This window comes from Dietzia sp. NPDC055877 (genome assembly GCF_053615975.1).
Window position 1 is genome coordinate 1 of record NZ_JBSHCV010000023.1, and the last position, 23477, is coordinate 23477.

Sequence of the window (23477 nt, forward strand, 5' to 3'; positions counted from 1 at the left end):
CCGCATCAACCAATATCTCTGACCACCCGCATACACAGAAATCTTGACAGGCTCGTCAGTGGTGTGCTCCCTGCCGGACGGAAACCGACGACCTGCAGCGACTACAGGACAAGTACCAGGCGCAAGGGTTCACCAATCTCGGCGTCAACTTGCGCGACCCGAATCGGCAAAAGCCTGTCGACTTCATCAAGGACAACGGGGTCACCTATCCCTCAATTTGGGACCCATCGCAGGCCGCGGTGGCAGCGCTACATGGTTTCCCCACCTCGGTGGTGCCAGCGACACTGATTCTCGACAAACAGCACCGAGTCGCTGCGGTATATCTAGCAGAGGTCACCGACACCCAGTTGGAGCCGGTCATCGAGAGACTGCTGGCCGAGCCTGCTGAAAGCGACGCTGCATGAACACGGTGCTGATCGCGCAATCCATTGGCCAGACGTTCCAACAAACAGCTGCTTCCGGGCCTCTACTTCTCGCGTTGGGAGCATGTGTCCTTGCGGGACTCGTCTCGTTCGCCTCGCCGTGCGTAGTCCCGCTCGTGCCCGGGTATTTGGCATATATGGCCAGCATCGTGGGTGCAGAGCGCCCGGCGGTGACCGTGCAGGCCGCCGAGCAACGCCGCGCCGAAGCCGGCACGCTCACTCTTGAACAGCAGCGTCAGCGGGTGTCATCGCGACGACGAGTCGTCCTCGCCGCGGTGCTATTCGTTGCTGGATTCACGGTGGTCTTCGTGCTGCTGTCGGCGATGGTGCTGGGCACGGTGCAATACCTCGCCCCCCAGCAAGAATTGCTGCAGCGGCTCGGCGGTGTGGTGACCATCTTGATGGGTCTGGTGTTCATCGGGGCCATACCCGCCCTCCAGAGGGACACTCGAATGCAGCCGAAAGCGCTTTCCACCTGGGCGGGCGCGCCGCTACTTGGCGCCGTCTTCGCCCTGGGATGGACGCCGTGTCTCGGACCGACGCTGGCAGCGGCGTTGTCGGTGGCCGCCGGAACCGGACTCGACGCCGCACGCGGAGTACTGCTCATCGTGGCGTACTGCCTGGGGCTCGGACTGCCTTTTATCGTGGTGGCCTTCGGTTCGACGAGAGCCATCCGCACGGTGGGCTGGCTGCAACGACACACGCGAACGATTCAGATCGTCGGCGGCATCATGCTCATTGTCGTCGGAATCTTGCTGCTCAGCGGCATATGGACGCAGTTCGTGTACTGGCTCCGCGACTTCGCCGTCTCAGACACCACTTTGCCGATCTGACAGTGCTCCGATGGTCTCTCCTAACTCGAGTCGAGTCTGTCTGTCCGAAAAGAACCTTGATCGGATCTTGACGAAACGATGACCCAGATCTCGCATTTCGCCCCGCAGAATCGAGATTCTAAGACAGGCAAGGAGTTGAGTCTGATGGGGTGGTTTTACGGTATGAACTGGATCGACATCGTCCTGTTGATCGCGTTCGTACTCGGTTTCTGGGCGATGGTTCTGGCCTTGACGACCAGTCTTTTCGGAGGGCATCGGCACCTACGCGGGTCTCACTCTCCTGCTACTGGGGTCGTCTCTTCCGGTATCTCTTTCGGATCTCACGTAGGGACCGCGACTTCGCGGACCGCCGATCATGATGAACGCTGACGCCACGGGGCGGGCAGGTGCGCTAAGACGTGCGCCGCGCGTGCTGGTCTCCCGCCGGTCTTTCTTGGCCGGATCGCTTCTCGCCGGCGCCGGCGCTCTGACTGCATGCTCTGGTTCCGGAGCAGCCACGGGCAGTCCCGTGGGAGCCTCGTCAGATCTCGTGAGGCGGCTTGAGCAGGAGCGACGCTCCCCCGGCCAAACGGTGGTATCTGCGCAGTTGACCCCCCGTCCGGTCGACGTTGATCTGGGTGGCCGAGTCGTCTCAACGTGGGGATACGACCAACAATTGCCAGGCCCACTGGTGCGGGCCCAAGCTGGAGAGCGGCTGCAGATCACCGTGGACAACCAGCTGCCCCAGGAGACCAGCGTGCACTGGCACGGGATCGCCATGAGCAACGACATGGACGGGGTTCCCGGGTTGACGCAGGACCCGATCGCACCAGGCACCACGTTCACCTACGACTTCACCGCCCCAGACCCGGGCACGTACTTCTACCACTCACATTCGGGTCTGCAACTCGATCGGGGCTTGTACGGAGTGGTGATCATCGATGATCCGGGCGAGCCCGGCGACTACGACCATGAATGGCTCGTGGTCCTTGACGACTGGGTCGACGGGACCGGTCGGACTCCCGACGATGTCGCCCGTGATCTGGGCATCGGTGCCGACACCGCAGATGCCGGGATGCAGGGGATGGACCACGACATGATGGACATGCACGGGGGTGAGGGGTCGATGATGTCCCCCATCCTCGGCAGCGCCGGGGATGTCACCTACCCGCACTTTCTGATCAATGGTCGACTCCCTGTCGACCCCTACGTTTGGAGAGCGTCGCGGGGCCAACGCGTGCGCATCCGGTTCGTCAATGCCGGCGCCGACACCGCGTTCCGGGTCGCGCTTGGCGGGCACCGGATGACCGTCACTCACACTGACGGCTTTCCCGTGCTTCCCGAGGACACCGATTCTCTTCTGATCGGTATGGGTGAACGGTTCGATGTTGTGGTCACGCTCGGCGACGGCGTGTTCCCGTTGTTCGCTCAGCCCGAAGGCAAGGATGGCCACGCGCAGGCCCTTGTACGTACAGCAGCGGGCGATCTCCCGACGAATTCCCGACCAGTCGAAGTGGACCGGCGTCCGCTATTGGGTACCGACTTATCCCCCAGCGAGGCAGTACGTCTGTCTAGCCAAAGTCATGATCGGTACCACAGTGTTGACCTGGGCGGGACGATGTCGCCGTACCGGTGGACCCTCAACAGCCAAGTCCACCCGGATTCGATGCCGCTGGAGGTCAACAGTGGGGAGCGGGTGCGGATGCGGATGCGGAACATGTCCGACATGTTCCACCCGATGCACCTGCACGGACATACGTTCGCGCTCGCGGACAGCGGGCTTCGCAAGGATACCGTCACGATTCGGCCGATGCGCACTATTGAGATCGAGTTCGACACCGATAATCCTGGCCAGTGGGCGTTGCACTGCCACAACGCCTATCACCAAGAGGCCGGGATGATGACCACTCTGTCTTACCTCGCCTGACCGGCAAGGTGATCCACTCGCGGGCCCGAAAGTCCGCAGAAGAAAGGGAACCCAGATGAATCGAAAGAAGCTTGTGATGACCGCCGCTGCCGCCGCGGTCCTGCTGGGGCTGTCCGCCTGCACCAGCGACGAGACCGACACGGCCAGCGAGACCACGACCGCCGTCGAGACCACTGCGACCAGCGGGAGTTCGACCACCGAGCAGGCAGAGGAATCAGCTCAGCATTCCGAGGCTGACGTGATGTTCGCCCAGATGATGATCCCCCACCATGAGCAAGCCATCGAGATGAGCGACATCATCTTGTCCAAGGATGATGTCCCCGCCGACGTCACCTCGCTGGCCGAGGAGATCAAGGCGGCCCAGGGGCCCGAGATCGCGCAGCTGACCGACTGGCTTGAGCAGTGGGGCGAGCCGACGCAGCCCGAAGGCATGGACATGGACATGGACATGGACATGGGCGGTGACCATGACATGGCGCAGATGGAGGGCATGCTCTCCGATGAGGAATTGCAGCAGTTGTCCGACGCTCCCGGCCCTGAGGCTGCCGAGTTGTTCCTTAACCAGATGATCGCCCACCACGAAGGTGCCGTGGCCATGGCCGAAGACCAGGTGGAGAACGGCACGTACCCGCCGGCTGTCGATCTGGCGCAAACCATCATCGACACCCAGCAGCAGGAAATCGACACCATGCGGCAGTTGCTTGACCCCATGTAGAAAACGAAGCCTTGTATACCCGGCGGGGTCGATGGCAGTCCGACCCCGCCGGAGACCGTCTGGGCATCAACACATTTTCTTGTCCCTGCCAGAAACGAGATACGCATTCATGCTTTCGCACCGAAAGCGGGCCTGGGCCTCAATAGCCATCCTTGCATCGGCTCTCATCGCGACCGCGTGTTCGAGCCCGCAGCAGACGCCAGCACCCGAATCCGGGGACGCCTCATCGACGGTCGGCACCGCATTAACACCCGCGCTTGACCATGTGCACGGACTCCACCTCGATGCTGAGGGCAGGGTGCTGGCCGGCACGCATACGGGGCTTTTCGTCCTCAACCCCGATGGCGCGACCACCCGCGTCGGCGACGCCGACGACGACTTCATGGGGCTCACAGGCGCGCCCGGGACGGATAACCTCTACGCCTCGGGCCATCCTGGCCCGTCAAGCTCCGCCCCCAATCCTCTCGGACTCATCGAGAGTGTCGACGGCGGCCAGTCGTGGGCGACGAAATCCCTCTCCGGCGAAGTCGACTTTCACGCCCTGACCACTGACGGAAACACCCTTGTCGGATTCGACACCGCCAACGGAATTCGAACGTCCACCGACTCGGGCGTCAGTTGGACCGACGGCATCGAGATAGCCGCGAGAGCATTGGCGATTACCGACGAGGGCATCTGGGCCACAACCGCAGGAGGCCTACAACTCAGCACCGACATCGGGCGCACATTCGCATCAGTACCAGCTGCTCCCGAACTCCTGCTGATATCTGCAGCCGAAGACGGCACCCTCTGGGGGATCGATACCGACGGCACCGCCTGGCGCAAGAACGTCAACGACGATGAGTGGCAGCAGGGACCAGTTGTCGGTGATGTCGAAGCCATCATCGCCGCGGACCAGGACACTGCCTACGCTGCTGATGGACGGTCATTTCATACATTAACGATTCCCTGAAACGTCGTCGGCGGCGCAAACCAAGGCCGACCGAAGACGGACTGGAAACTACCGGTCAGAACGCATACGAACTCGAGGGAGAAGTGGTGAGGAAAGAAGCGATGCTCGCAGGCGGAGCCGCACCAGAGCGCACACCGGCGAAACGGCTTGCCTCGGTCGCGGTGGCCTTGGTGGCCGCAGTAGGGCTGAGCGCGTGCACGATCGGAGATACCGAGGACACCTCGACGGCCGCTGCACCGAAAGAAGCCCCCGCCGCTGCGGCCGTCATTCACACCTCGTTCGAAGATGGGACAGTGGCCGCGACGCCGCGGGAACCGATCGTCTTGGATGTGACAGACGGTGCGTTCGACGACGTCACGGTCACAAACGAAGAAGGCCGCGAGGTCGAAGGCGAGTTCAACGCGGAACGCTCCCAGTGGCGCACCACCGAGACTCTGGGCTACAACCGGGATTACTCGATCGAGGCGAGCGCTACTAACGACGACGGTGAGACGATTACAGACTCGTCCTCGTTCAGCACCGTGGTCCCGAACTCGACCACCAGCGCGAGCCTGGTGACCGGTCAGGGCCACACGGTAGGTATCGCGCAGCCGGTCGCGGTGCGTTTCGAGTCCGCCGTCGGCGACCGTAAGGCCGTCCAGGACGCCATCGAGGTCACCACGACCCCCGCCGTCGAAGGAGCCTTCTACTGGGTGTCGCCCTCGGAGGTTCGCTGGCGCCCCGCCGAATTCTGGACACCGGGCACCGAGGTCGACGTCGACGTCAACATCTACGGCACCGATATGGGCGACGGCCTTTACGGAGCCCAGGACGCAAACAGCAACTTCACGATCGGCGACGAGGTCATCACCACGATCGACGACAACACCAAGACAATGACGACCCGAATCAATGGCGAGGTCGTCAGCAGTAGCCCGGTCTCACTAGGAAAGGCATCGACACCCACCCCGAACGGCACCTACTACATCGGCGACCGATACGAATCGCTCATCATGGATTCATCGACGTTTGGTGTGCCGGTCGACTCGGCCGACGGCTACCGGCTTTCAGTCAACTGGGCCACCCAGATGTCCTACAGCGGGATCTACGTCCATGCCGCCCCATGGTCCGTTGAACAACAGGGCTTCACCAACGTCAGTAACGGCTGTATCAATGTCACCGACGCCTACGCCAAGTCGTTCCAGAACAGCAGCAACCGGGGCGACGTGGTCAAGGTCATCAATACCGTCGGACCGACGCTTCCCGGGACCGACGGGCTGGGCGACTGGAACATCCCGTGGGAAACCTGGCGTGCTGGAAATGCCGACCTAGCCTAAGAGGCCCTCGGCCAGGGTTCCGAACAATTGGTTGCGGATACAGACATGGCCGGGTGTTGGCCTGCGTTAATACGCGTCGCCCGTCTCTATGACGAACTGCTCGACTGCGGCAGCAAGGGCCTGGTTCGCGCTGCACCGCCAGCACGGTGAGCTCGTCTCCGCGCTTCCAAAGACCTTGCCGCCACGGCTCTTGCGCCCGCCTACTGGTCAATCCATACGGCGTCCGGGCGATCAGAGTGCAGGCGGAGTGAGCCGCGGACACAAGCGAACATCACCCTTGACCAATACCCCTACGGGGTATAGGTTCATTGGTGTTCGGATTGATCCGAGCCATCGGATGTCTCAACGAACTACACCCGTCAACGGAAGGAGCCGTCATGGCTACCAGCACCAAGGAGTACACCGTCCAGGGCATGACCTGCGGACACTGTGAGTCGTCGGTCAAGGAGGAAGTCGGCGAAATCGCGGGCGTCTCCATGGTGGAGGCCTCGAGCAAGACCGGAACGGTGTCGGTCTCCGGCGAGGGCTTCACCGACGAGCAGGTCGTCGCCGCCGTCAAGGAAGCCGGCTACACCGTCACCTCTTGACTCGAAGCGATCTCGCCAGCCCCAGCAGCTGGCGAGATCCCTGGCCCCGAGCACACCACCCGTTCACCGTGAAGGATTGATCCTCGATGACCCAGACTCAACCCTCCCAGATGCACCCCGCGGTGGACCTGATCGACATAGATCTGGGCGTCACGGGCATGACCTGCACTTCGTGCTCGGGGCGGGTCGAGCGCAAGCTCAACAAGCTCGACGGGGTGGACGCCACGGTCAACTTCGCCACCGAGTCCGCGTCCATCTCCTTCGACCCGAGCAAGGTCGACACGGACGCGCTCATCGAGACCGTGCGCGGTGCGGGATACGACGCGTTCACGATGAAGAATGACGACGACCAGGCTGTGGACGCAACTTCCGCAGGTGGCGGCGCCGGTCCCCGAGACCAGATCGAGGAGGCCAGGGAACGCGAGACCGCAGACCTCAAACACCGTCTGATTGTCTCGGCTGCACTCACGGTCCCGGTGGTCTTGCTGAGCATGATCCCGGCACTGCAGTTCACCAATTGGCAGTGGGCCGTGCTGACCATGGCCACCCCCATCTTCTTCTGGGGAGGCGCACCCTTCCACAAGGCCACCCTCGCCAACCTGCGGCACGGCTCGTTCACCATGGACACCCTGGTCTCCATGGGCACGGCGGCCGCCTACCTCTGGTCACTGTGGGCACTGTTCCTCGGCAACGCCGGCATGCCCGGCATGACCATGGAAGTGCATCTGCTGCCCACAAACTCCACGATGGACGAGATCTATCTGGAGACCGCCGCCGTGGTGATCTCCTTCCTGCTGCTGGGCCGCTGGTTTGAAACCAAGGCCAAGGGGCAGTCCTCCGCCGCACTCAAGGCGCTCCTCGACATGGGAGCCAAGGACGCCGCCGTCCTCCGCGACGGCGTCGAGGTCCGCATCCCCGTGGGTCAGTTGAAGGTCGGCGACATCGTCGTGGTGCGCCCGGGCGAAAAGATCGCCACCGACGGTCGCGTCACCGAGGGTTCGTCCGCGATCGACGAGTCCATGCTCACCGGCGAATCCGTCCCGGTTGAGGTCACGTCCGGCTCCACGGTGACCGGCGCAACCATGAACACCTCGGGAAGACTGCTGATCGAGGTCACCCGCACCGGCGAGAACACCACACTGTCCCAGATGGCCAAGCTGGTCACCGAGGCGCAGTCCAAGAAGGCCCCGGTCCAACGACTGGTCGACCGCATCTCGCAGGTCTTCGTGCCCATCGTGATCGTCATCGCGATCATCACCCTGCTCGTGCACTTGTTTGTGGTGGGAGCGGGACTGGCCACCGCGTTCACCGCCGCCGTTGCCGTGCTCATCATCGCCTGCCCGTGCGCACTGGGCCTGGCCACTCCCACCGCACTCCTGGTCGGTACCGGCCGCGGCGCCCAGATGGGACTGCTCATCAAGGGGCCCGAGGTCCTAGAGTCCACCCGGCGCGTCGACACCATCGTCATGGACAAGACCGGCACCGTCACCTCCGGAGTGATGTCCGTCAGCCAGGTCACCACTGCCGCCGGATTCGACCGGACGGATCTGCTGGTCAAGGCCGCTGCGGTGGAGGCCGCGTCCGAGCACCCGATCGCCCAGGCCATCGCCCGCGAGGGTGCAAAGAGTCTGGCGGGCGAGGGCCCCGTGGCCGACAGGGAGGCCGGATCCGCCATTCTGCCGGAGGTCACCGGGTTCACCAATACTGCAGGCCGTGGCGTCACGGGCACCGTCGACGGTGCCGTGGTGACCATTGGTCGCCCTGAGGGCTCCCTGCCGGCGGACCTGCGGACCGCGTTCGACGATGCCCAGAAGCAGGGCGGCACCCCTGTGGTCGCCCAGATCGACGGCACCGTCGCGGGCGTGATCACCGTCCGCGACACCGTCAAGCCCACCTCCGCCGAGGCGGTAGCCGGACTCAAAGCTCTCGGATTGACCCCGTGGCTACTCACCGGCGACAACGCCGGAGCCGCACGTGTCGTGGCCAGCGAGGTCGGCATTGATCCGGCCAACGTGATCGCCGAGGTCATGCCCCACGACAAGGTCGCCCAGATCGAGAAACTGCAGGCCAAGGGCAAGAACGTCGCCATGGTCGGCGACGGCGTCAACGACGCGGCAGCTCTCGCCCGGGCCGAGCTCGGACTGGCGATGGGCGCCGGCACGGACGTGGCGATCGAAGCCTCCGACATCACTCTGATGAACGACGACCTGCGATCCGCCGTGGACGCGATCAGGCTGTCACGCCGGACCCTGGGCACCATCAAGGGCAACCTATTCTGGGCGTTCGCCTACAACGTCGCACTGATCCCCGTCGCTGCGATCGGACTGCTCAATCCCATGCTCGCAGGCGTCGCAATGGCGTTCTCGAGTGTGTTCGTGGTGACCAACTCCCTACGCCTGCGCGGGTTCACCTCAAGCCACGCGACCCCCAACCACGACCAGACCAGGAGCCAGTCATGACGGATACCCCGGACCTCGCCATCGACCCTGCAGCCGAGCACGATGCCGAAGCCGCTGGCTGCGAGACCCACAGTCACCACGGCTACATGAAGGAAAAGGACCGCTACAAGGCCCGGCTCAAGCGGATCGAGGGCCAGGTGCGGGGCATCCACCGCATGATCGATGAGGAGCAGTACTGCATCGACATCCTCACCCAGGTCAGCGCCGTCAATTCCGCACTGCGCAACGTCGCCCTCGGCCTGCTCGACGACCACATGCGCCACTGCGTCGCCGACGCAGTGAACGAGTCCGACGAGGCCGCAGAGATCAAATTCAAGGAAGTGGCCGACGCCATCGCCCGCTTCTCCCGCTAAGCGGGGGCGGGTAGGTGCATGGGAGGCCCCGGCAAGGTCGCGAGCAGGATGCTTCGCGGATGTAGCCGAGCCCCGAAATTCGGTGAACACGCCTCACCAACATACCCCGTTGGGGTATAGTTTGCGGGTGGGAAAGCCAATGAACTCGCACGGCAGAAACCAGGAGAGAACATGACATCTGATCGAATTCAGGATCCGGTCGACGCCGCCGGTTAGCTCGACGAACTCGCGGGCCCTATCCCGGGCTGGCAACCCGGTTGTTCCAATCGTCCCAGGCCATCACCGCAGGTCGTCACCGAAAAAGCCTTCGGGTTCGAGCAATGTGGCTACGGAGTCGGGCCAAAGGCAGCTCACCCGGGCCCACGCCCTTGGGCGCCCGAAAGACCAGCAGCGGCGGAGGGTGCTTCCATCGTTCCGAGCGCCCTAGAAGGGAGCCGCCATCATCGTGGCGCCAGCCCGAACCACTCCCCTGACGAACATCTTGAGCAAACCTTCACACAATCTCCACCACAATCCGCTGGCTCACCCACGATCCTGACTGTCGGCCGGACCCCAGAACGCCAGGACGTGCGTCATCACCGACGGGAACGGCGATCCTGGGATGGGCGGTGTCACGAACGTGGTCGGCCGAGCACAGATGTCAGCACGATTCGATACCCTGCGGCGGTATCGGCTCGTGGCCCGGAGCAACTGCTACTTGGCCCCACGGGAAGAGATGTCCATGACCCCTAGAGCACATCATGCGCTAGGGCTCACCGCTGTCAGGGAATCATGTTCTTGCTGTTTCACTCCCTCGAAACTCCTGCATATCGAAGCTGCCGGACGCATGCCGCTCGAAGATCACGCCAACCAGGTGGCAATGGACAAGACGGAAGGGACCAAATGAATCAGTCGCACGATCATCATGACCACGCCCACAGTCACGGATCCGGCGGAGCCGCGGCCGGGCACCTCAACGAGCGAGACACGGCGGTAGCTGAGCACCATCACCCGGACGGGCCCCAGGAGACGACGGGCCACGCCCATGCGGGGCAGCATCACGCTGGCCATGAAGACCATGGCGGTCATGCCGGGCACGGAGACCATGTCGGGCAGTTCCGACGTTTGTTCTGGATCATGCTCGTCTTGGCGGTGCCGGTGGTCGGCTTCAACGAGATGTTCGCCGACCTCATCGGTTACCAGCTGCCCGACGCCGGATGGGTGTGGTGGGTCTCCCCCGCCCTGGGCACAGTGATTTATCTCTGGGGTGGTCGGCCGTTCCTTACTGGCGCGGTGTCTGAGGTTCGCGCTCGGCAGCCCGGCATGATGCTGCTCATCGGCTTGGCGATCACCGTGGCGTTCATCGCCTCCTGGGGCGCAAGCCTGAGCTTGTTGGATCATGAGCTGAACTTCTGGTGGGAACTGGCGCTGCTGGTGGTCATCATGCTGCTGGGCCACTGGATTGAGATGCGTTCTCTGGCGCACACCACCTCTGCACTCGATTCTCTGGCGGCGCTGCTGCCTGATGAGGCCGAGAAGGTCGACGGCGACGACGTGGTCACCGTCGCACCGGCCGATCTGCTGGTCGGCGACGTCGTAATTGTCCGCCCCGGTGCTTCTGTGCCCGCCGACGGCAGGATCATCGACGGCTCGGCCAGCATGGACGAGTCCATGGTGACCGGCGAATCCAAGGCGGTCCGGCGTGAGATCGGCGAGCAGGTGGTCGCCGGCACGGTGGCCACCGACTCCGGCTTACGCGTCGAGGTCTCCGCAATCGGTGACGACACTGCCCTGGCCGGAATTCAGAAGCTGGTGGCCGACGCGCAGGCATCCTCCTCGCGGGCCCAGCGCATCGCTGACACCGCGGCCGGCTGGTTGTTCTGGTTCGCCCTCGCATCGGCCGTGATCACCGCTGTCATCTGGAGTGTTCTGGGGATGCCGGATGCGGGGGTGGTGCGCACGATCACCGTGCTGGTGATCGCCTGCCCGCACGCGCTGGGTTTGGCGATTCCGTTGGTGGTCTCGATCGCTACCGAACGCGCCGCCCGCGGCGGGGTGCTGATCAAGGACCGCCTCGCGTTGGAATCGATGCGCACCGTCGACGCCGTCCTGTTCGACAAGACCGGCACCCTGACCAAGGGCGAACCCACCGTCACCGGAATCGAACCGATCGAGGGACACACCCAAGACGAGGTACTCGCCCTCGCCGCGGCGGCCGAGAGCGACAGCGAGCACCCGCTGGCCAGAGCAGTGGTCGGGGCCGCACAGACCCGCGACCTGACCGTGTCGAAGGCGACCGACTTCTCCTCCTCGCCAGCTGTGGGCGTGAAGGCCACGGTGGAGGGCACCGTGGTCGAGGTCGGCGGCCCCTATCTCCTCGACCAGCACGATCGCGACGAACTCCCCGTCGCCGATCAGTGGCGTACCGAGGGCGCGATCATCCTGCACGTCCTCGCCGAGGGCCGGGTGATCGGCGCGCTGCGGTTGGCCGATGAGATCCGGCCCGAGTCCCGTGACGCCGTCGACGCGCTCCATGCTGCCGGTGCGCAGGTCGTCATGATCACCGGCGATGCTCAGGCCGTCGCTGACACCGTCGCCGCCGAGCTCGGCATCGACCGGGTCTTCGCCGGGGTCCGGCCAGAAGACAAGGCCGCCAAAGTCGCCCAACTCCAGCACGAGGGCCGCAAGGTCGCCATGGTCGGCGACGGGGTCAACGACGCGCCCGCACTGGCCCAAGCCGATGTGGGCATCGCCATCGGCGCCGGGACCGACGTGGCGATCGGCTCCGCCGGCGTCATCCTGGCCTCATCGGATCCCCGCTCGGTGCTCTCGGTCATCGAACTCTCCCGGGCGAGCTACCGCAAGATGAAGCAGAACCTGTGGTGGGCCGCCGGCTACAACCTCGCCGCCGTGCCCCTGGCCGCAGGTGTCCTGGCCCCGATCGGATTCGTACTGCCCATGGGCGTCGGCGCCATCCTCATGTCCGCCTCCACCGTCGTCGTTGCTCTCAACGCTCAGCTGCTGCGCCGTCTCGACCTCCGCCCGGACACCGTCACCACAGCGATGCAACGAGGATGAATCCGATGAACACCACCCACTCCACTCGGAGACGAGCCGCGATCGCGCTCGTTGCCGCCGCTGCCCTGACCCACGAGGGCGAAGATGCCGGCTCCGATCTCCACGGGCGACGATGACCTCACCTGCCTGACCACTATGCAACTCGCCTGACATCCCCACTCGCGCCGATATCGCCACCGACGCGGCCACCCACCGGCAGGAAGGTAGTGCGGTCAGCATGGACCACAGCACACAGTCCCAAGACAAGCTCACTCTCACCGGATCCGTCGCGCTGGGAACCGGGGTAATGATCGGAGCCGGCATCTTCGCCCTCGTGGGCCAGGTCGCGGAATTGGCCGGCGGCTGGGTGCCGTGGGCGTTCCTCGCCGGCGCGGTGGTAGTGGCGTTCAGTTCCTACTCCTACATCCGGTACTCGGCCACCAACCCGTCCTCGGGCGGGATCGCGATGCTGCTCAAAGCCGCCTACGGGCCCGGGGTGGCGGCCGGCACGTTCTCCCTGTTCATGTACGTGTCGATGATCCTCGCCGAGTCCCTGCTGGGGCGGACCTTCGGCACCTACGTGCTGCGGCCGTTCGGCATGCAGGACTCCTCCCTGTGGGTGCCGGTGCTGGCAGTGCTCGCCATCGCCGCCGCCGCGCTGGTCAACCTGGTGGGCAACCAGTGGGTCGAGCGGTCAGCCACCGCTACCGCGGCGCTCAAGATCGTGGGCATCGCTGTGCTGGCGATCGCCGGCATCCTGGCCGCGGGCGTGTCCTCGCTGGACCGACTGTTCACCGTCGCCGAACGCACCCCACCGGAGCACGGCTGGATGGGCTTTCTGGCCGGGGTGACCCTGTGCATCCTGGCCTACAAGGGCTTCACCACGATCACCAACCAGGGCGCGGACCTACGGGACCCGGAGCGCAACATCGGCCGCTCCATCATGATCTCCATCGCCCTGTGCACCGTCCTCTACCTGTTGATCACCGTCGCAGTAACCGCCAGCCTGACCGTTCCGCAGATCATCGGGGCCCGCGACTACGCCCTCGCCGAGGCTGCCAAGCCGATGTTCGGATCCTGGGGCGTCACGCTGACCGTGATCATCGCGGTGGTGGCGACGCTGTCAGGACTCATCGCGAGCTTGTTCTCTGTCTCCAAGCTCTACGACATGCTCCGCGACATGGGCCAGGTGCCGGGCCTACCCGGGGCCGGCGGACACCAGTCGCTCTACATCACAGCCGGCCTGGCGATCCTCATGGCAGCCTTCTTCGACCTGTCACAGATCGCCTCCCTGGGGGCGATCTTGTACCTGGCAATGGACATCGCCATCCACTACGGGATCGTCCGACGCCTCAAGGACGACGTCAATGCCAAGGCGTGGATCCCGTGGGTCGCGATCGTCCTCGACGTCGCAGTGCTCGTACCCTTCCTCCTGCTCAAGGCGCAGTCCGACCCACTCACGCTGGGCATCACCGCGATCGTGGCCCTAGTCATCATCACAGCGCAGTGGATCACCGTGCGTCACCGCTCCGCACAATGATCCGCCCTTCTGCGAAAAGCCGATACAACGGGTATTGGACGCTTGTTATTACAAAGATTCTGCGAAGGTCGAACCGAGGGACTGTAGCCAGTTCTGCGCATCAGTAGCGTCGGCGTTAGCTGGGCGCCTCCAGCGACGACTCGGAGAAGAAGGGAGCACATCGATGTCTCACATCACTTCAATGATCGAAACCCACCCCAACGACGCTTCCGGCATAGACGTGCAGAAGCTTGCCGACTGCATCGCCGCGTGTCTCGAATGCGCACAGACTTGCACCTCGTGCGCTGATGCCTGCCTGGCCGAAGAGATGGTCGCAGACCTACGGAACTGCATTCGCCTCAACCTTGACTGCGCCGATCTCTGCGCAACCACCGGCAATATCCTCAGCCGTCGCACTGGGCAGAACCTCGCCACGGTCAAGACCGCGCTCGAGGCATGCCGGACAGCATGCGCAGAATGTGCTACCGAGTGTAGGAAGCACGAGGACATGCATGAGCATTGTCGAGTCTGCGCCGAAGCCTGCCGCAAATGCGAACAGGCCTGCACCGAACTCCTGTCCGCGATCAGCTAACGATCAATGCCCGGCCTGGTCGGTCGTACGACAATCGACCAGGCTGGGTCACCCGCCGATATCCAAACGTTATGTAAAGTGGAACTTGTCGCAAGCGTTAACTATCCCTTGACGATACCTGTGGCGCACCTGGACACTCGGAGCTATGGAGACTCCTCACCTGGTCGAGCTCATCGACGCCCACAAGCGCGCCTACGGCGTCAGTGAGGCCGAGCTGGCCCGCCGAATCGGGATCACCCGCCAGAATCTGCACCTGTGGCGCACCCACGGCCTGCGCGGCCTGCCGGCCCGAACGACCCTCAACGGCATGGCTGCTGAACTGCGCCTTCCATATGTCCGGATTCTCGAGGCGGCCTTGCGCGATGTCGGCTACCTCGACGCCACCGACGGATTATCAGGCTTACTGGCATGACCGCCCCTGACCCCCTCGGCCCGGCGGCCACGATCGCGGCTCTGAGTTCCACCACCCACCCGCTCGGAGACCTGACCACGCTACCCGCGGCATCCGGGCTATATGCCTGGTGGGCGGCCCCAGAGATACTGCCGCACCTGCCCGGCCCCGCCCATCCGCACCAGGTGCAGGTCACCGTCACCGATACCGCCACCGGAGACACCCTCATCGACGAACCACGCACCACCTATGACAACGGCTTCCTCGGATTCTGGCTACCGCGAGACATCACTGCCACGCTCACCATTGATTGCGACGACAAATCGGCCACTGTTCCGATCGCCACCGGGGACCTGGACCTCACCTGCCTGACCACCATGAGACTCACCTGACAACCCCCACTGCCCGCATCAACACCCCCTGCCGGGTCGTGGCCACCGGCCGGCAGGGAAGCCAGGTGCGTCCCGAATGGGCCACAGCTCCGCCAGTCAGAGGTAGCGGCAGATCGTTTCGGCTTGGCAGGTCGCAGGGTCCACTGTGCGGCTGGCGGTCTGGAGCTGGGTGACTGTCTGACGCAGCTGCAAGAGGTCGGCTATCTGCTGGTCGATCTCGTCCAGTCGAGTCACCAGGAGCGTGTCGACGTGAGCGCAAGGTGCCTGTCCGTCATCGCGAATCCGGAGGATCTCACCGATGCGGGCAAGCGATAGTCCCGCGCTCTGGCCTCGCCGGATGAAATCGATCCGGGAGATCGCGTGCTCGGGATAGTCACGGTAGCCGTTGAGGGTTCGTTGTGGGGGCGGGAGAAGGCCCACGGATTCGTAGTAGCGAAGGGCTTTCGGAGTGGTGCCCGCCGCGGCAGCCAGTTCGCCGATCCTCATTGAAATTACCGTTCCTTCGAAACCGCCCGGTTTGACCTTCCAGTGCGCTGGAAGGTCCATCCTAATGAGCGAAGAAAGAGAGGGGCCATCTGATGGAACCGGGTTTCGAATTCGATTTGGCGGTAGTGGGCTCCGGCGGGGCAGCCATGGCGGCCGCTATCACCGCTCGACAGGCCGGCAGGACGGTGCTGATGATCGAGCGCGGCACCATCGGCGGCACCTGCGTAAACATCGGGTGCGTCCCGTCCAAGGCGCTGCTGGCCGCTGCCGGCACCCGCCAGGCCGCACTGACCAATCCCTTCCCAGGGGTCCCCACCCTCGCCCGGGACGTTGATCTGGGAGCGCTGGTCATGCAGAAGGACCAGCTCGTCACTCGACTGCGAGAGACCAAATACGCCGACGTCGCGAACGCCCATGGCTTCGAAATCCGCCGTGGGGAGGCTTCCTTCCTCGATCCCGACACTCTGGTGATGGATGGGGATCCGGTGGCGGCCGGTTCGGTGGTACTGGCCACCGGAGCAGAACCGGCACTACCGAAGGAGGTAACCGGGCTGGACGAGGTGGAGCATCTGACCTCGACCGCCGCCATGGAATTAACTGAACTGCCCGACTCCATGATCGTCATCGGCGGTGGCTACGTCGGTATCGAACAGGCCCAACTCTTCGCCCATCTGGGCACCCGGGTGACCATCATCGGCAGGATCACCCCTGCTGCCGAGCCGGAAATGGTCGCCATCCTTCGCCAGGCCCTGGCCCAGGACGGGATCACGGTGGTCGAGGAGCACGCCACCTCTGTCGACCGGCAGAACGCACAGGTCACAGTCCGCACCGCTTCGGGCCGCAACCTCTGCGCAGAGCGTCTACTGGTGGCCACCGGGCGTCTCCCTTCCACAGACCGCCTCAACCTGCCAGCCGCAGGCATCACCGCCGACCCGGACGGATTCATCCTTGTCGACGAGCATCAACGCACGACCAACCGGCGGGTCTTCGCCGCCGGTGACGTCACCTCGGCACCCCAGTTCGTCTACGTCGCTGCTGCCACTGGGAAGGCCGCCGCCGTCAACGCTCTTCGGACCGATCCGCAGGGCCCAGCCGAGGTCGTCGACTACACCGGACTGCCGACGGTGATCTTCTCCCGCCCCCAACTGGCCACCGCCGGGCTCACCGAAGCCGCAGCCCGGGCCGCCGGGCACCGATGCCAATCCCGGGTGATGAGCTTCGAGGACCTGCCGCGCGCCTTGATCGACCAGGACACCCGCGGGGCGATCAAGATGGTCGCCGAAGTAGAAACCGGGAGGATCCTCGGACTCAGCGCCATCGGAGACCGCGCCGGAGAAATCATGCTCGCGGCCACCTACGCCATCACAGCCGGGATGACTACCCGCCAGATCGCCGACACCTGGGCTCCCTATTTGACCACTTCCGAAGCCCTGCGCCTGGTCGCAGGCACCTTCCACACCGAACTACCCACCTCCTGCTGCGCCTGAACACCGCCTCCACGTGGGGGCTTGGTCGGTCGCGTTCGAGGTTTCCTGCCGTCTCGGTTTCGAGTCGAGGAGGATGATGCCATGTCGAAGGACGTCAATCCCGTTACTGAACCACCCCGACAAAGCGAACAAGGTGCCCTGGCGCGAACTGTTCTGGTCGTCTCCGTCATGCTGCTGGCCGCGGCGGACCTCGGAGCTAAGGCTTGGGCGGGCGGAGCACTGGCCGACGGCCACACGGTGGATCTGGGACCAATGCAGCTGCGCCTGGGTTTCAACTCCGGGGTGGCGTTCAGCCTCGGCGCTGGCCTTCCCGCCGGCGTCGTTCTCGGCATCACTGGACTCATCATCGGTGCGCTGGCGCTCTTCACCTGGCGGGCCACCGGCACAGCAACGCGCACAGTACGACTGGCGTTGGCCCTGGTCTTGGGCGGAGCTGTGGCCAACTTCATCGATCGCGCCCCCGACGGGGTGGTGACTGACTACCTGCACACCGGATGGTTCCCTACTTTCAACCTCGCCGATGTCTTCATCACCGGTGGCGCTGTGGTGCTGATCGTGGCCACCCTTACCGGCCGCGACAGGATCGAGGTGTGGGAGACGCCAGAAGTTGCGGCCCGGCAAGTCAGGGGACCTCATGACAACTGAGGTGGCCGCGGCAGCATCGGCCTTGTGGTTCGGTCTCGTGGCCGCGTTCGGGGTGCGCTCCTAGCGCCTCCATCAGAGCACCGCTTTCGCCGACCTGCGCGACCTGCGCGGCCTGCGCGGCCTGCCCGGATCAGTCGAGTGGTTGAGGTGGGAGCTGGTGACGTCAGGTCTTGCGTGCCGACCGCGAGACGATTCCGAGTTACACCGAGATTCTGCGACAGATGCTCACAGTGGCTGACCCACGCTCAGGGCGGCAGCGCTATCCCCGCTGCATTTCCGCCGATCCCGAGCCCGCTTGGTCGGCAGCCAGTCGATGCAGTTGCGCTCGCCTCTAGTTCGGCCGTACCTGACTGCTCAGGTGCCGACGTGGCCGCACCCGGCCGGTGCGGTGGCCGGCTCTGTCGTTTCTACAACCCACCCACGGCCGGTGGGTTGGACCAAAGCGCGGCATTATAGAGTCCTGGCTAGCCGTTGCAGCCCGAAACGCGCCGTAAATAATCCACGCCGGTGCGACGCTCCGTTTGGACAACAGGGGCGGTCGCGGTTCAGGTGCGTGGAGTTACATGGATGTGAGTGAGCTATGCGTAGGACTCCCTTCGTCGCGGTGATCGCCGCGGTCGCCCTGGGCCTGGCCGGGTGCACCTCGGAGAACACCGAGACCGGGACGGAGACGACCGCAGCCTCGACCGTCGGCGCGGCGCCCCTTGTGGTGGAGGATGCGTGGGTCAAGGCCACTGATGTCAATGGGGGCACTGAACACGGCGAGGCCGCCACTGGTGACCCCGGTTCTGCTGACCCGAATGCGCACGGCGACGGTGGCGCGATGGCACCGGTGTTTGGGATCGTGCGGAATCAATCCGATGAGGATGTCCGCTTGGTCGAGGTGGCCTCCGTGGTCTCCGGTGAGGCCGAGTTGCATGAGACCGTCTCGGGGGCGGCGGGTGGCTCGATGATGCAGGAGCGAGAGGGCGGCTTTGTCATCCCGGCAGGTGGAGAGCTTGTGTTCGAGCCTGGCGGGAACCACATCATGCTGATGGGCGTGCACGAATCGATCCGCACGGGTCAGGATGTCGCCGTGACCCTCACATTGGAGAACGGCGATACGAGCGAGATCGTCGCCTCCGCGCGGTCGTTCGAGGGGGGCAATGAGCAGTACCAGGGCGGAGAGTGACCGGCAATGGGTGACAGTAACGGCCGCTCGGCGTTGAATCGCAGATCCTTCCTGGTCGGCGGTGCGGCTCTCACCGGTGGTGCCGCTGTCGCCGGAGGAGCTGCGGGGTGGGGAGTTGGTGGGCGCACCGCGACCGCGCGGACCCCTGATCGCGACGCGATAGCCAACTCCCGGGCCGTCGGCGCGGCCACCGAGCCTTTCCATGGTGACCGTCAGTCCGGCATCACCACGGCGCCGCAGGCGCATGCGGCGTATATGGCATTCGATCTGCGAGACGGTGTTCGCCGCACCGACCTCATCGGCGTACTGCGAGCTTGGACGCAGGACGCGGCCCGGCTCACGCAGGGGCGCGGCGGTCTGGCCGACCTGCAGCACGAGTTGGCTGAAGGACCGTCCCGGTTAACGGTGACCATCGGCTTCGGCCCGGAGCTGCTCGGCAAGATCGGTCTTGGAGACCGCACCCCGGAGTGGTTGCAGCCGCTACCGGACTTCCCGCAGATCGACCGGCTCGAGGACCGGTGGTCCGGCGGCGATCTGCTGCTGCAGGTCTGTGCCGACGATCCGCTCACCGTCGCCCACTCGGCCCGGATTCTGTCCTCGGGTGTTCGCGACGCGGTTCTTCAGCGGTGGGCGCAGCGAGGGTTCCGTCGTGCCGTGGGCACCGACCCGTCCGGGCAGACACAACGCAACCTCTTCGGGCAGATTGACGGCACCGCCAATCCCGCGCCGGCCGATGCCGACTACGACCAGTTGTTGTACTCCGATGGCGCCGACCGGCGATGGATGCGGGGCGGTACCTCCCTGGTGCTGCGTCGTATCCGGATGACGATGGACACCTGGGAGGAGATCGAACGGAGCTCCCGTGAGCTCACGATCGGACGGAAACTCGACTCGGGCGCGCCATTGACCGGTGCCACTGAACACGATCCCGCTGACTTCGAGGCGATTGACCAGACCGGGTTGACCGTCATCCCCACCGAGTCACACATGGCCCGGGCTCGGCCGCGGGTCCGGGCCGAGACGATTCTGCGACGACCGTACAACTATGACGATGTCCCGGATTCCGGCCAGATCAGCAATTCTGGTCTGTTGTTCGCGTCCTACCAGGCCGACCCGGTACGTCAGTTCGTGCCGATCCAGCAGCGACTGGCAGAGCAGGACATGCTCAACACCTGGACGGTCCCGATCGGCTCCGCCGTTTTCGCGATCCCACCGGGGTGCCACGAGGGCGGCTACGTCGGCGAGAGCGCATTGGAGGGATAGCCGCACGCAACCACCGGGAGTTACGGTCGCCGTCCCGCTCGATTCGGGTCTGGGCCGCCTTCGTCTCGTGGGTCGATCGCGCTCCGGTTGCCCGCCTCACCGCCGAAGCAACGGCTGCCCGATTATCATCCAGTGATCACGTCGGGGCACGCATGAGTTAGAAAGCGGACAATCTGTTGAGTAAGAATCTGAAGCTCTCGCTAGCGCTGATCACGGCTGCGCTGGTCGTCCTGGTGGTGGCCTTACTGGCTGCCGGGAACGATTCCGGCTCCGAGCAGGCACGTCCTGATGACAGTCCGGGCACCGGAGTGTTGGTGCGTGAGGACAGTCCCCGACTGTCTGAGGGCGGTGACGCCGTCTTCGTTGAGTTCCTCGATTTCGAATGCGAAGCCTGCATCGCGCTCTATCCGACAATTGAGGACCTCCGCGAGCAGTACGGAGACCGGGTGACGTTCGTGGTGCGCCACATGCCCCTGCACGACAACTCTATGGCGGCGGCCCTGGCCGCCGAGGCCGCCGCCGAGCAAGGCCGGTTCGAGGCCATGTACCGCAAGTTGTTTGACACTCCCGAGCAGTGGGGCCACCAACAAACCCCGCAAATGGACACATTTTTCGGCTATGCCGAGGAACTGGGGTTAGATATGGAGCGCTTCGAGAGCGCATACAACGACCCGGCCACCCTCGAGCGCATCGAGCAGAGCAAGCAGGACGGTCAGAGCCTCGGGGTCAGTGGCACGCCGACCTTCTTCCTGGACGGGGAGCGCCTCGAGCCGACCAGCGTCACCGATCTCGAGAACAGCATCAATGCTGCCCTCGAATAGCTCAGCCACCCCGGTCGCACACTCCACCAACGCCGGCCCGGATCAGTACCCCCACCGCAGGCTCGCGGTGGTGCTGATCGTTGGTGGGCTCATCGGCCTGGTCGCGGCGGTAGTGCTGCTGGTGGAGAAGATCGCGCTGATCGAGAACCCGGGCTACGTCCCGTCCTGCAGCATCAACCCTGTCCTGTCCTGCGGGTCGGTGATGACCACCGCGCAGGCCGAGGCCTTTGGCATCCCCAATCCGATCATCGGCATCGCCGGATTCGCCGCCACCACGGCCCTGGGTGCTGCGCTCCTGGCGGGGGGAGCATTTCAGCGCTGGCTGTGGGCCAGCATCCAAGTAGGCGTCACCTTCGCGGTGGTGTTCATCCACTGGCTCATCTACCAAAGCTTGTACAGCATCGGTGCCCTGTGCCCGTACTGCATGATCGTCTGGGCGGTGACCATACCGATCTTCTGGTACTGCACCCTGTGCAATCTTCAGCCACTACGCCGCAGCGATTCGGCGGGTCTTGCGCGCCTCATCGCCGTAGTTACCGAATACCGGGGCGCGATACTTACCGCCTGGTACCTACTTGTCCTGCTGCTCATCACGCACCGCTTCTGGGACTACTGGACCACCCTCGTCTAGAAACGCTCGCCGAACAGCAGATCGCGTTCCGCGAGTCAGTCCTCGGCTCACTCGGGGGCGGCACACCGCAGTCTGCGCAGGCGCTCCCAGATCAAAGCAGCGCACGCCGGATGGCTCTCGGACCCGGTCCCCCGCCCGCTGTCCAACTCCTCGTACAGCTATCGACTGCTGTCGCAGACGATCAGGCGCGGTTGCCTCCACGCGAGCTGCGTCGATACTCGGATGCGAACCGGTCACCGTAGCGATCACGCATGGCCGCCGCTACGAGCCGGTCTGAGTCCGCGGCCTCGTCCGATGGACCATCGTCTCCAACCGTGGCCGCGGGAGGGCCCGACGGGGCCTGCGACGCTGTGGTGTCCTGCCCGGGACCTGCTGCCCGGTTCCCGCCCTTGCGTGGCCGCGCCGCGGCGGCATCGTTGTCCTCGTCTTCCAGACGACGGCGCTGACGTATCTCGCTCCACACGAAGTAGCCCAGGCCGATGGGAGCGAGGACCCCGAAGGCCATCCACTGCAGGCCGTACGACAAGTACGGACCCGACTCGGTGGACGGCACTGGCATCGGTTCCAAAGACCCGGGCTGCCCACCGGCGAGCTGGAGATAATAGGGCGACAAGTCGGTGCCGAGGAGGTCCCCGATGACGGGGGGGTCGATGTTGCGCACCATGTTCCAATCGTGCAGAACGATGGGTTGGGCGGGAGCATCCATCGGGATCCTGAGGCGGGCGATGATGGTCAGCTGGCCCGTCGGCGCGGACGGGAAGTCCGGGACCGCGTTGTCGTCGCCGACGCGGACCCATCCGCGGTTGACGAGCAGGGAGTCACCACTGTCGGTGCGGAATGCACGAAGTGCCTGGTACACGAGTTCACCGTCGACGGACTGCATCCGCAACAGGACATCCTCCATGGGCAGGTAACTTCCGCGCGCAGTAACCAGATGCCACTCGGAATCACCGAGAGATCCCTCCCGCCGGATCACTTCGTCCAACGGAACCGGCCCTGCCACGCTGCTCTCAACGAGCTGGCATTGCGTGCCTTGAGATCCTCGTACTTGTTCAACTGCCAGGGGGCAAGCATCGTGAAGCACAGGTAGGCGAAGAGGCTGATGAACAGAAGGGTGATCAACCATCCCGGCTTGAGCATGCGAGAGAACCGTTTCACCTGCCAAACAGTAATCGTGCCGGCTGTCCGATCACCCTGCGCATCACCACGGCGACGGGAGCCGGCTGCACGGGCCTGTCGGAAAACTGGCTGACCGGGGGGCGCGCACCTCATTTACGACCTGTCCGGTGCCCTGGTGGTCCGTGATCAGCGTCGTCAGGTTTTCGACCTCCCGCCGATCGAACATGCTCGCCATCGAGCACCGCGCCCAGCGGCGCGCATGTTCATGCGGAGTAGTGACTACCGCTGCGTTCCCGGCCGAGGCCAGAGCCCCGGTGTGTTACGGGCCCGGCGTGGCTGCGCTGGGCGCCTACCTACTGGGCCGCCAGCACCTTCCGGTTG

23 protein-coding genes and 1 pseudogene are annotated in these 23477 nt (G+C 64.6%); 20 read left to right on the plus strand and 4 right to left on the minus strand.

The genetic code is table 11. The features are described 5' to 3' along the window. Positions 1–65: 65 nt before the first annotated feature. The 9 genes and pseudogenes from ACWGLC_RS16290 to ACWGLC_RS16330 all read left to right on the plus strand — a co-directional run. Positions 66–404: pseudogene (locus ACWGLC_RS16290) on the plus strand (TlpA disulfide reductase family protein); the annotation flags it as partial. Continuing rightward, entirely contained in the window at positions 401–1255 is an 855-nt protein-coding gene (locus ACWGLC_RS16295) for a cytochrome c biogenesis CcdA family protein (RefSeq protein WP_031265423.1), read from the plus strand. The pseudogene ACWGLC_RS16290 and the gene ACWGLC_RS16295, both read left to right, overlap by 4 nt. Before the next feature lie 358 nt (positions 1256–1613). After that, on the plus strand, positions 1614–3161 hold the full coding sequence (locus ACWGLC_RS16300; protein WP_182653953.1) for a multicopper oxidase family protein: 1548 nt from the start codon (positions 1614–1616) through the stop codon (positions 3159–3161). A 76-nt stretch (positions 3162–3237) separates the two neighbouring features. After that, entirely contained in the window at positions 3238–3876 is a 639-nt protein-coding gene (locus ACWGLC_RS16305) for a DUF305 domain-containing protein (RefSeq protein WP_132064276.1), read from the plus strand. A gap of 109 nt (positions 3877–3985) precedes the next feature. Beyond that, on the plus strand, positions 3986–4828 hold the full coding sequence (locus ACWGLC_RS16310) for a F510_1955 family glycosylhydrolase (protein ID WP_240341484.1): 843 nt from the start codon (positions 3986–3988) through the stop codon (positions 4826–4828). Positions 4829–4929: 101 nt separating this feature from the next. Next, the gene (locus tag ACWGLC_RS16315) at positions 4930–6144 is read left to right on the plus strand and encodes a L,D-transpeptidase (RefSeq protein WP_344990497.1); all 1215 of its coding nucleotides are present in this window, start codon (positions 4930–4932) and stop codon (positions 6142–6144) included. Positions 6145–6521: 377 nt separating this feature from the next. Next, positions 6522–6731 (plus strand): heavy-metal-associated domain-containing protein, encoded by a 210-nt coding sequence (locus tag ACWGLC_RS16320; RefSeq protein WP_007625927.1) that lies wholly within the window; start codon positions 6522–6524, stop codon positions 6729–6731. Positions 6732–6817: 86 nt separating this feature from the next. Next, positions 6818–9190, plus strand: a complete 2373-nt coding sequence (locus ACWGLC_RS16325; protein WP_107746578.1) for a heavy metal translocating P-type ATPase — start codon at positions 6818–6820, stop codon at positions 9188–9190. After that, complete coding sequence (locus ACWGLC_RS16330; RefSeq protein WP_276534124.1) at positions 9187–9543, plus strand: metal-sensitive transcriptional regulator; 357 nt, start codon at positions 9187–9189, stop codon at positions 9541–9543. The genes ACWGLC_RS16325 and ACWGLC_RS16330 overlap by 4 nt, the downstream gene beginning before the upstream one ends. Before the next feature lie 840 nt (positions 9544–10383). Here the strand turns inward: ACWGLC_RS16330 and ACWGLC_RS16335 are convergent. Beyond that, positions 10384–10629 (minus strand): hypothetical protein, encoded by a 246-nt coding sequence (locus tag ACWGLC_RS16335; protein ID WP_007625921.1) that lies wholly within the window; start codon positions 10627–10629, stop codon positions 10384–10386. Positions 10630–10659: 30 nt separating this feature from the next. Between ACWGLC_RS16335 and ACWGLC_RS16340 the strand changes: the two genes are divergently transcribed. From ACWGLC_RS16340 to ACWGLC_RS16360, 5 genes are all read left to right on the plus strand, one after another. Beyond that, positions 10660–12600, plus strand: coding sequence for a heavy metal translocating P-type ATPase (locus tag ACWGLC_RS16340; protein ID WP_107746682.1), 1941 nt, complete (start codon positions 10660–10662; stop codon positions 12598–12600). A 217-nt stretch (positions 12601–12817) separates the two neighbouring features. Continuing rightward, on the plus strand, positions 12818–14119 hold the full coding sequence (locus ACWGLC_RS16345; protein ID WP_269504536.1) for an APC family permease: 1302 nt from the start codon (positions 12818–12820) through the stop codon (positions 14117–14119). Between the two features lie 163 nt (positions 14120–14282). Next, entirely contained in the window at positions 14283–14690 is a 408-nt protein-coding gene (locus ACWGLC_RS16350) for a four-helix bundle copper-binding protein (protein ID WP_344990477.1), read from the plus strand. Positions 14691–14835: 145 nt separating this feature from the next. After that, entirely contained in the window at positions 14836–15102 is a 267-nt protein-coding gene (locus tag ACWGLC_RS16355) for a helix-turn-helix domain-containing protein (RefSeq protein WP_069388921.1), read from the plus strand. Next, a complete protein-coding gene (locus ACWGLC_RS16360) occupies positions 15099–15473 on the plus strand; it encodes a CueP family metal-binding protein (protein ID WP_083249563.1) in 375 nt (124 codons plus the stop codon). Before ACWGLC_RS16355 ends, ACWGLC_RS16360 begins: the two co-directional genes overlap by 4 nt. A 96-nt stretch (positions 15474–15569) precedes the next feature. On the opposite strand, the gene ACWGLC_RS16365 is transcribed toward ACWGLC_RS16360, so the two are convergent. After that, positions 15570–15959, minus strand: a complete 390-nt coding sequence (locus tag ACWGLC_RS16365; protein ID WP_213185299.1) for a heavy metal-responsive transcriptional regulator — start codon at positions 15957–15959, stop codon at positions 15570–15572. A 92-nt stretch (positions 15960–16051) separates the two neighbouring features. Here ACWGLC_RS16365 and merA point away from each other — a divergent pair, with 92 nt between their 5' ends. The 6 genes from merA (at position 16052) to ACWGLC_RS16395 (ending at position 21977) form a co-directional block, all read left to right on the plus strand. Further along, positions 16052–17446, plus strand: a complete 1395-nt coding sequence (gene merA, locus ACWGLC_RS16370; protein ID WP_253002070.1) for a mercury(II) reductase — start codon at positions 16052–16054, stop codon at positions 17444–17446. A gap of 81 nt (positions 17447–17527) precedes the next feature. Continuing rightward, on the plus strand, positions 17528–18091 hold the full coding sequence (lspA, locus tag ACWGLC_RS16375) for a signal peptidase II (protein ID WP_227022071.1): 564 nt from the start codon (positions 17528–17530) through the stop codon (positions 18089–18091). Positions 18092–18671: 580 nt separating this feature from the next. Beyond that, a complete protein-coding gene (locus tag ACWGLC_RS16380; RefSeq protein ID WP_017838591.1) occupies positions 18672–19262 on the plus strand; it encodes a copper chaperone PCu(A)C in 591 nt (196 codons plus the stop codon). 6 nt (positions 19263–19268) lie between these two features. After that, positions 19269–20525, plus strand: coding sequence for a Dyp-type peroxidase (locus ACWGLC_RS16385; RefSeq protein ID WP_017838590.1), 1257 nt, complete (start codon positions 19269–19271; stop codon positions 20523–20525). Positions 20526–20701: 176 nt separating this feature from the next. Continuing rightward, positions 20702–21346, plus strand: a complete 645-nt coding sequence (locus tag ACWGLC_RS16390) for a DsbA family protein (RefSeq protein ID WP_017838589.1) — start codon at positions 20702–20704, stop codon at positions 21344–21346. Beyond that, a complete protein-coding gene (locus tag ACWGLC_RS16395; protein ID WP_017838588.1) occupies positions 21330–21977 on the plus strand; it encodes a vitamin K epoxide reductase family protein in 648 nt (215 codons plus the stop codon). Before ACWGLC_RS16390 ends, ACWGLC_RS16395 begins: the two co-directional genes overlap by 17 nt. Before the next feature lie 181 nt (positions 21978–22158). Here the strand turns inward: ACWGLC_RS16395 and ACWGLC_RS16400 are convergent, their stop codons facing one another. Together ACWGLC_RS16400 and ACWGLC_RS16405 are read right to left on the minus strand one after the other, a co-directional pair. After that, a complete protein-coding gene (locus ACWGLC_RS16400) occupies positions 22159–22980 on the minus strand; it encodes an SURF1 family protein (protein WP_452100874.1) in 822 nt (273 codons plus the stop codon). Beyond that, positions 22950–23135, minus strand: coding sequence for a hypothetical protein (locus ACWGLC_RS16405; protein WP_172812155.1), 186 nt, complete (start codon positions 23133–23135; stop codon positions 22950–22952). Before ACWGLC_RS16405 ends, ACWGLC_RS16400 begins: the two co-directional genes overlap by 31 nt. Positions 23136–23477: the final 342 nt, after the last annotated feature.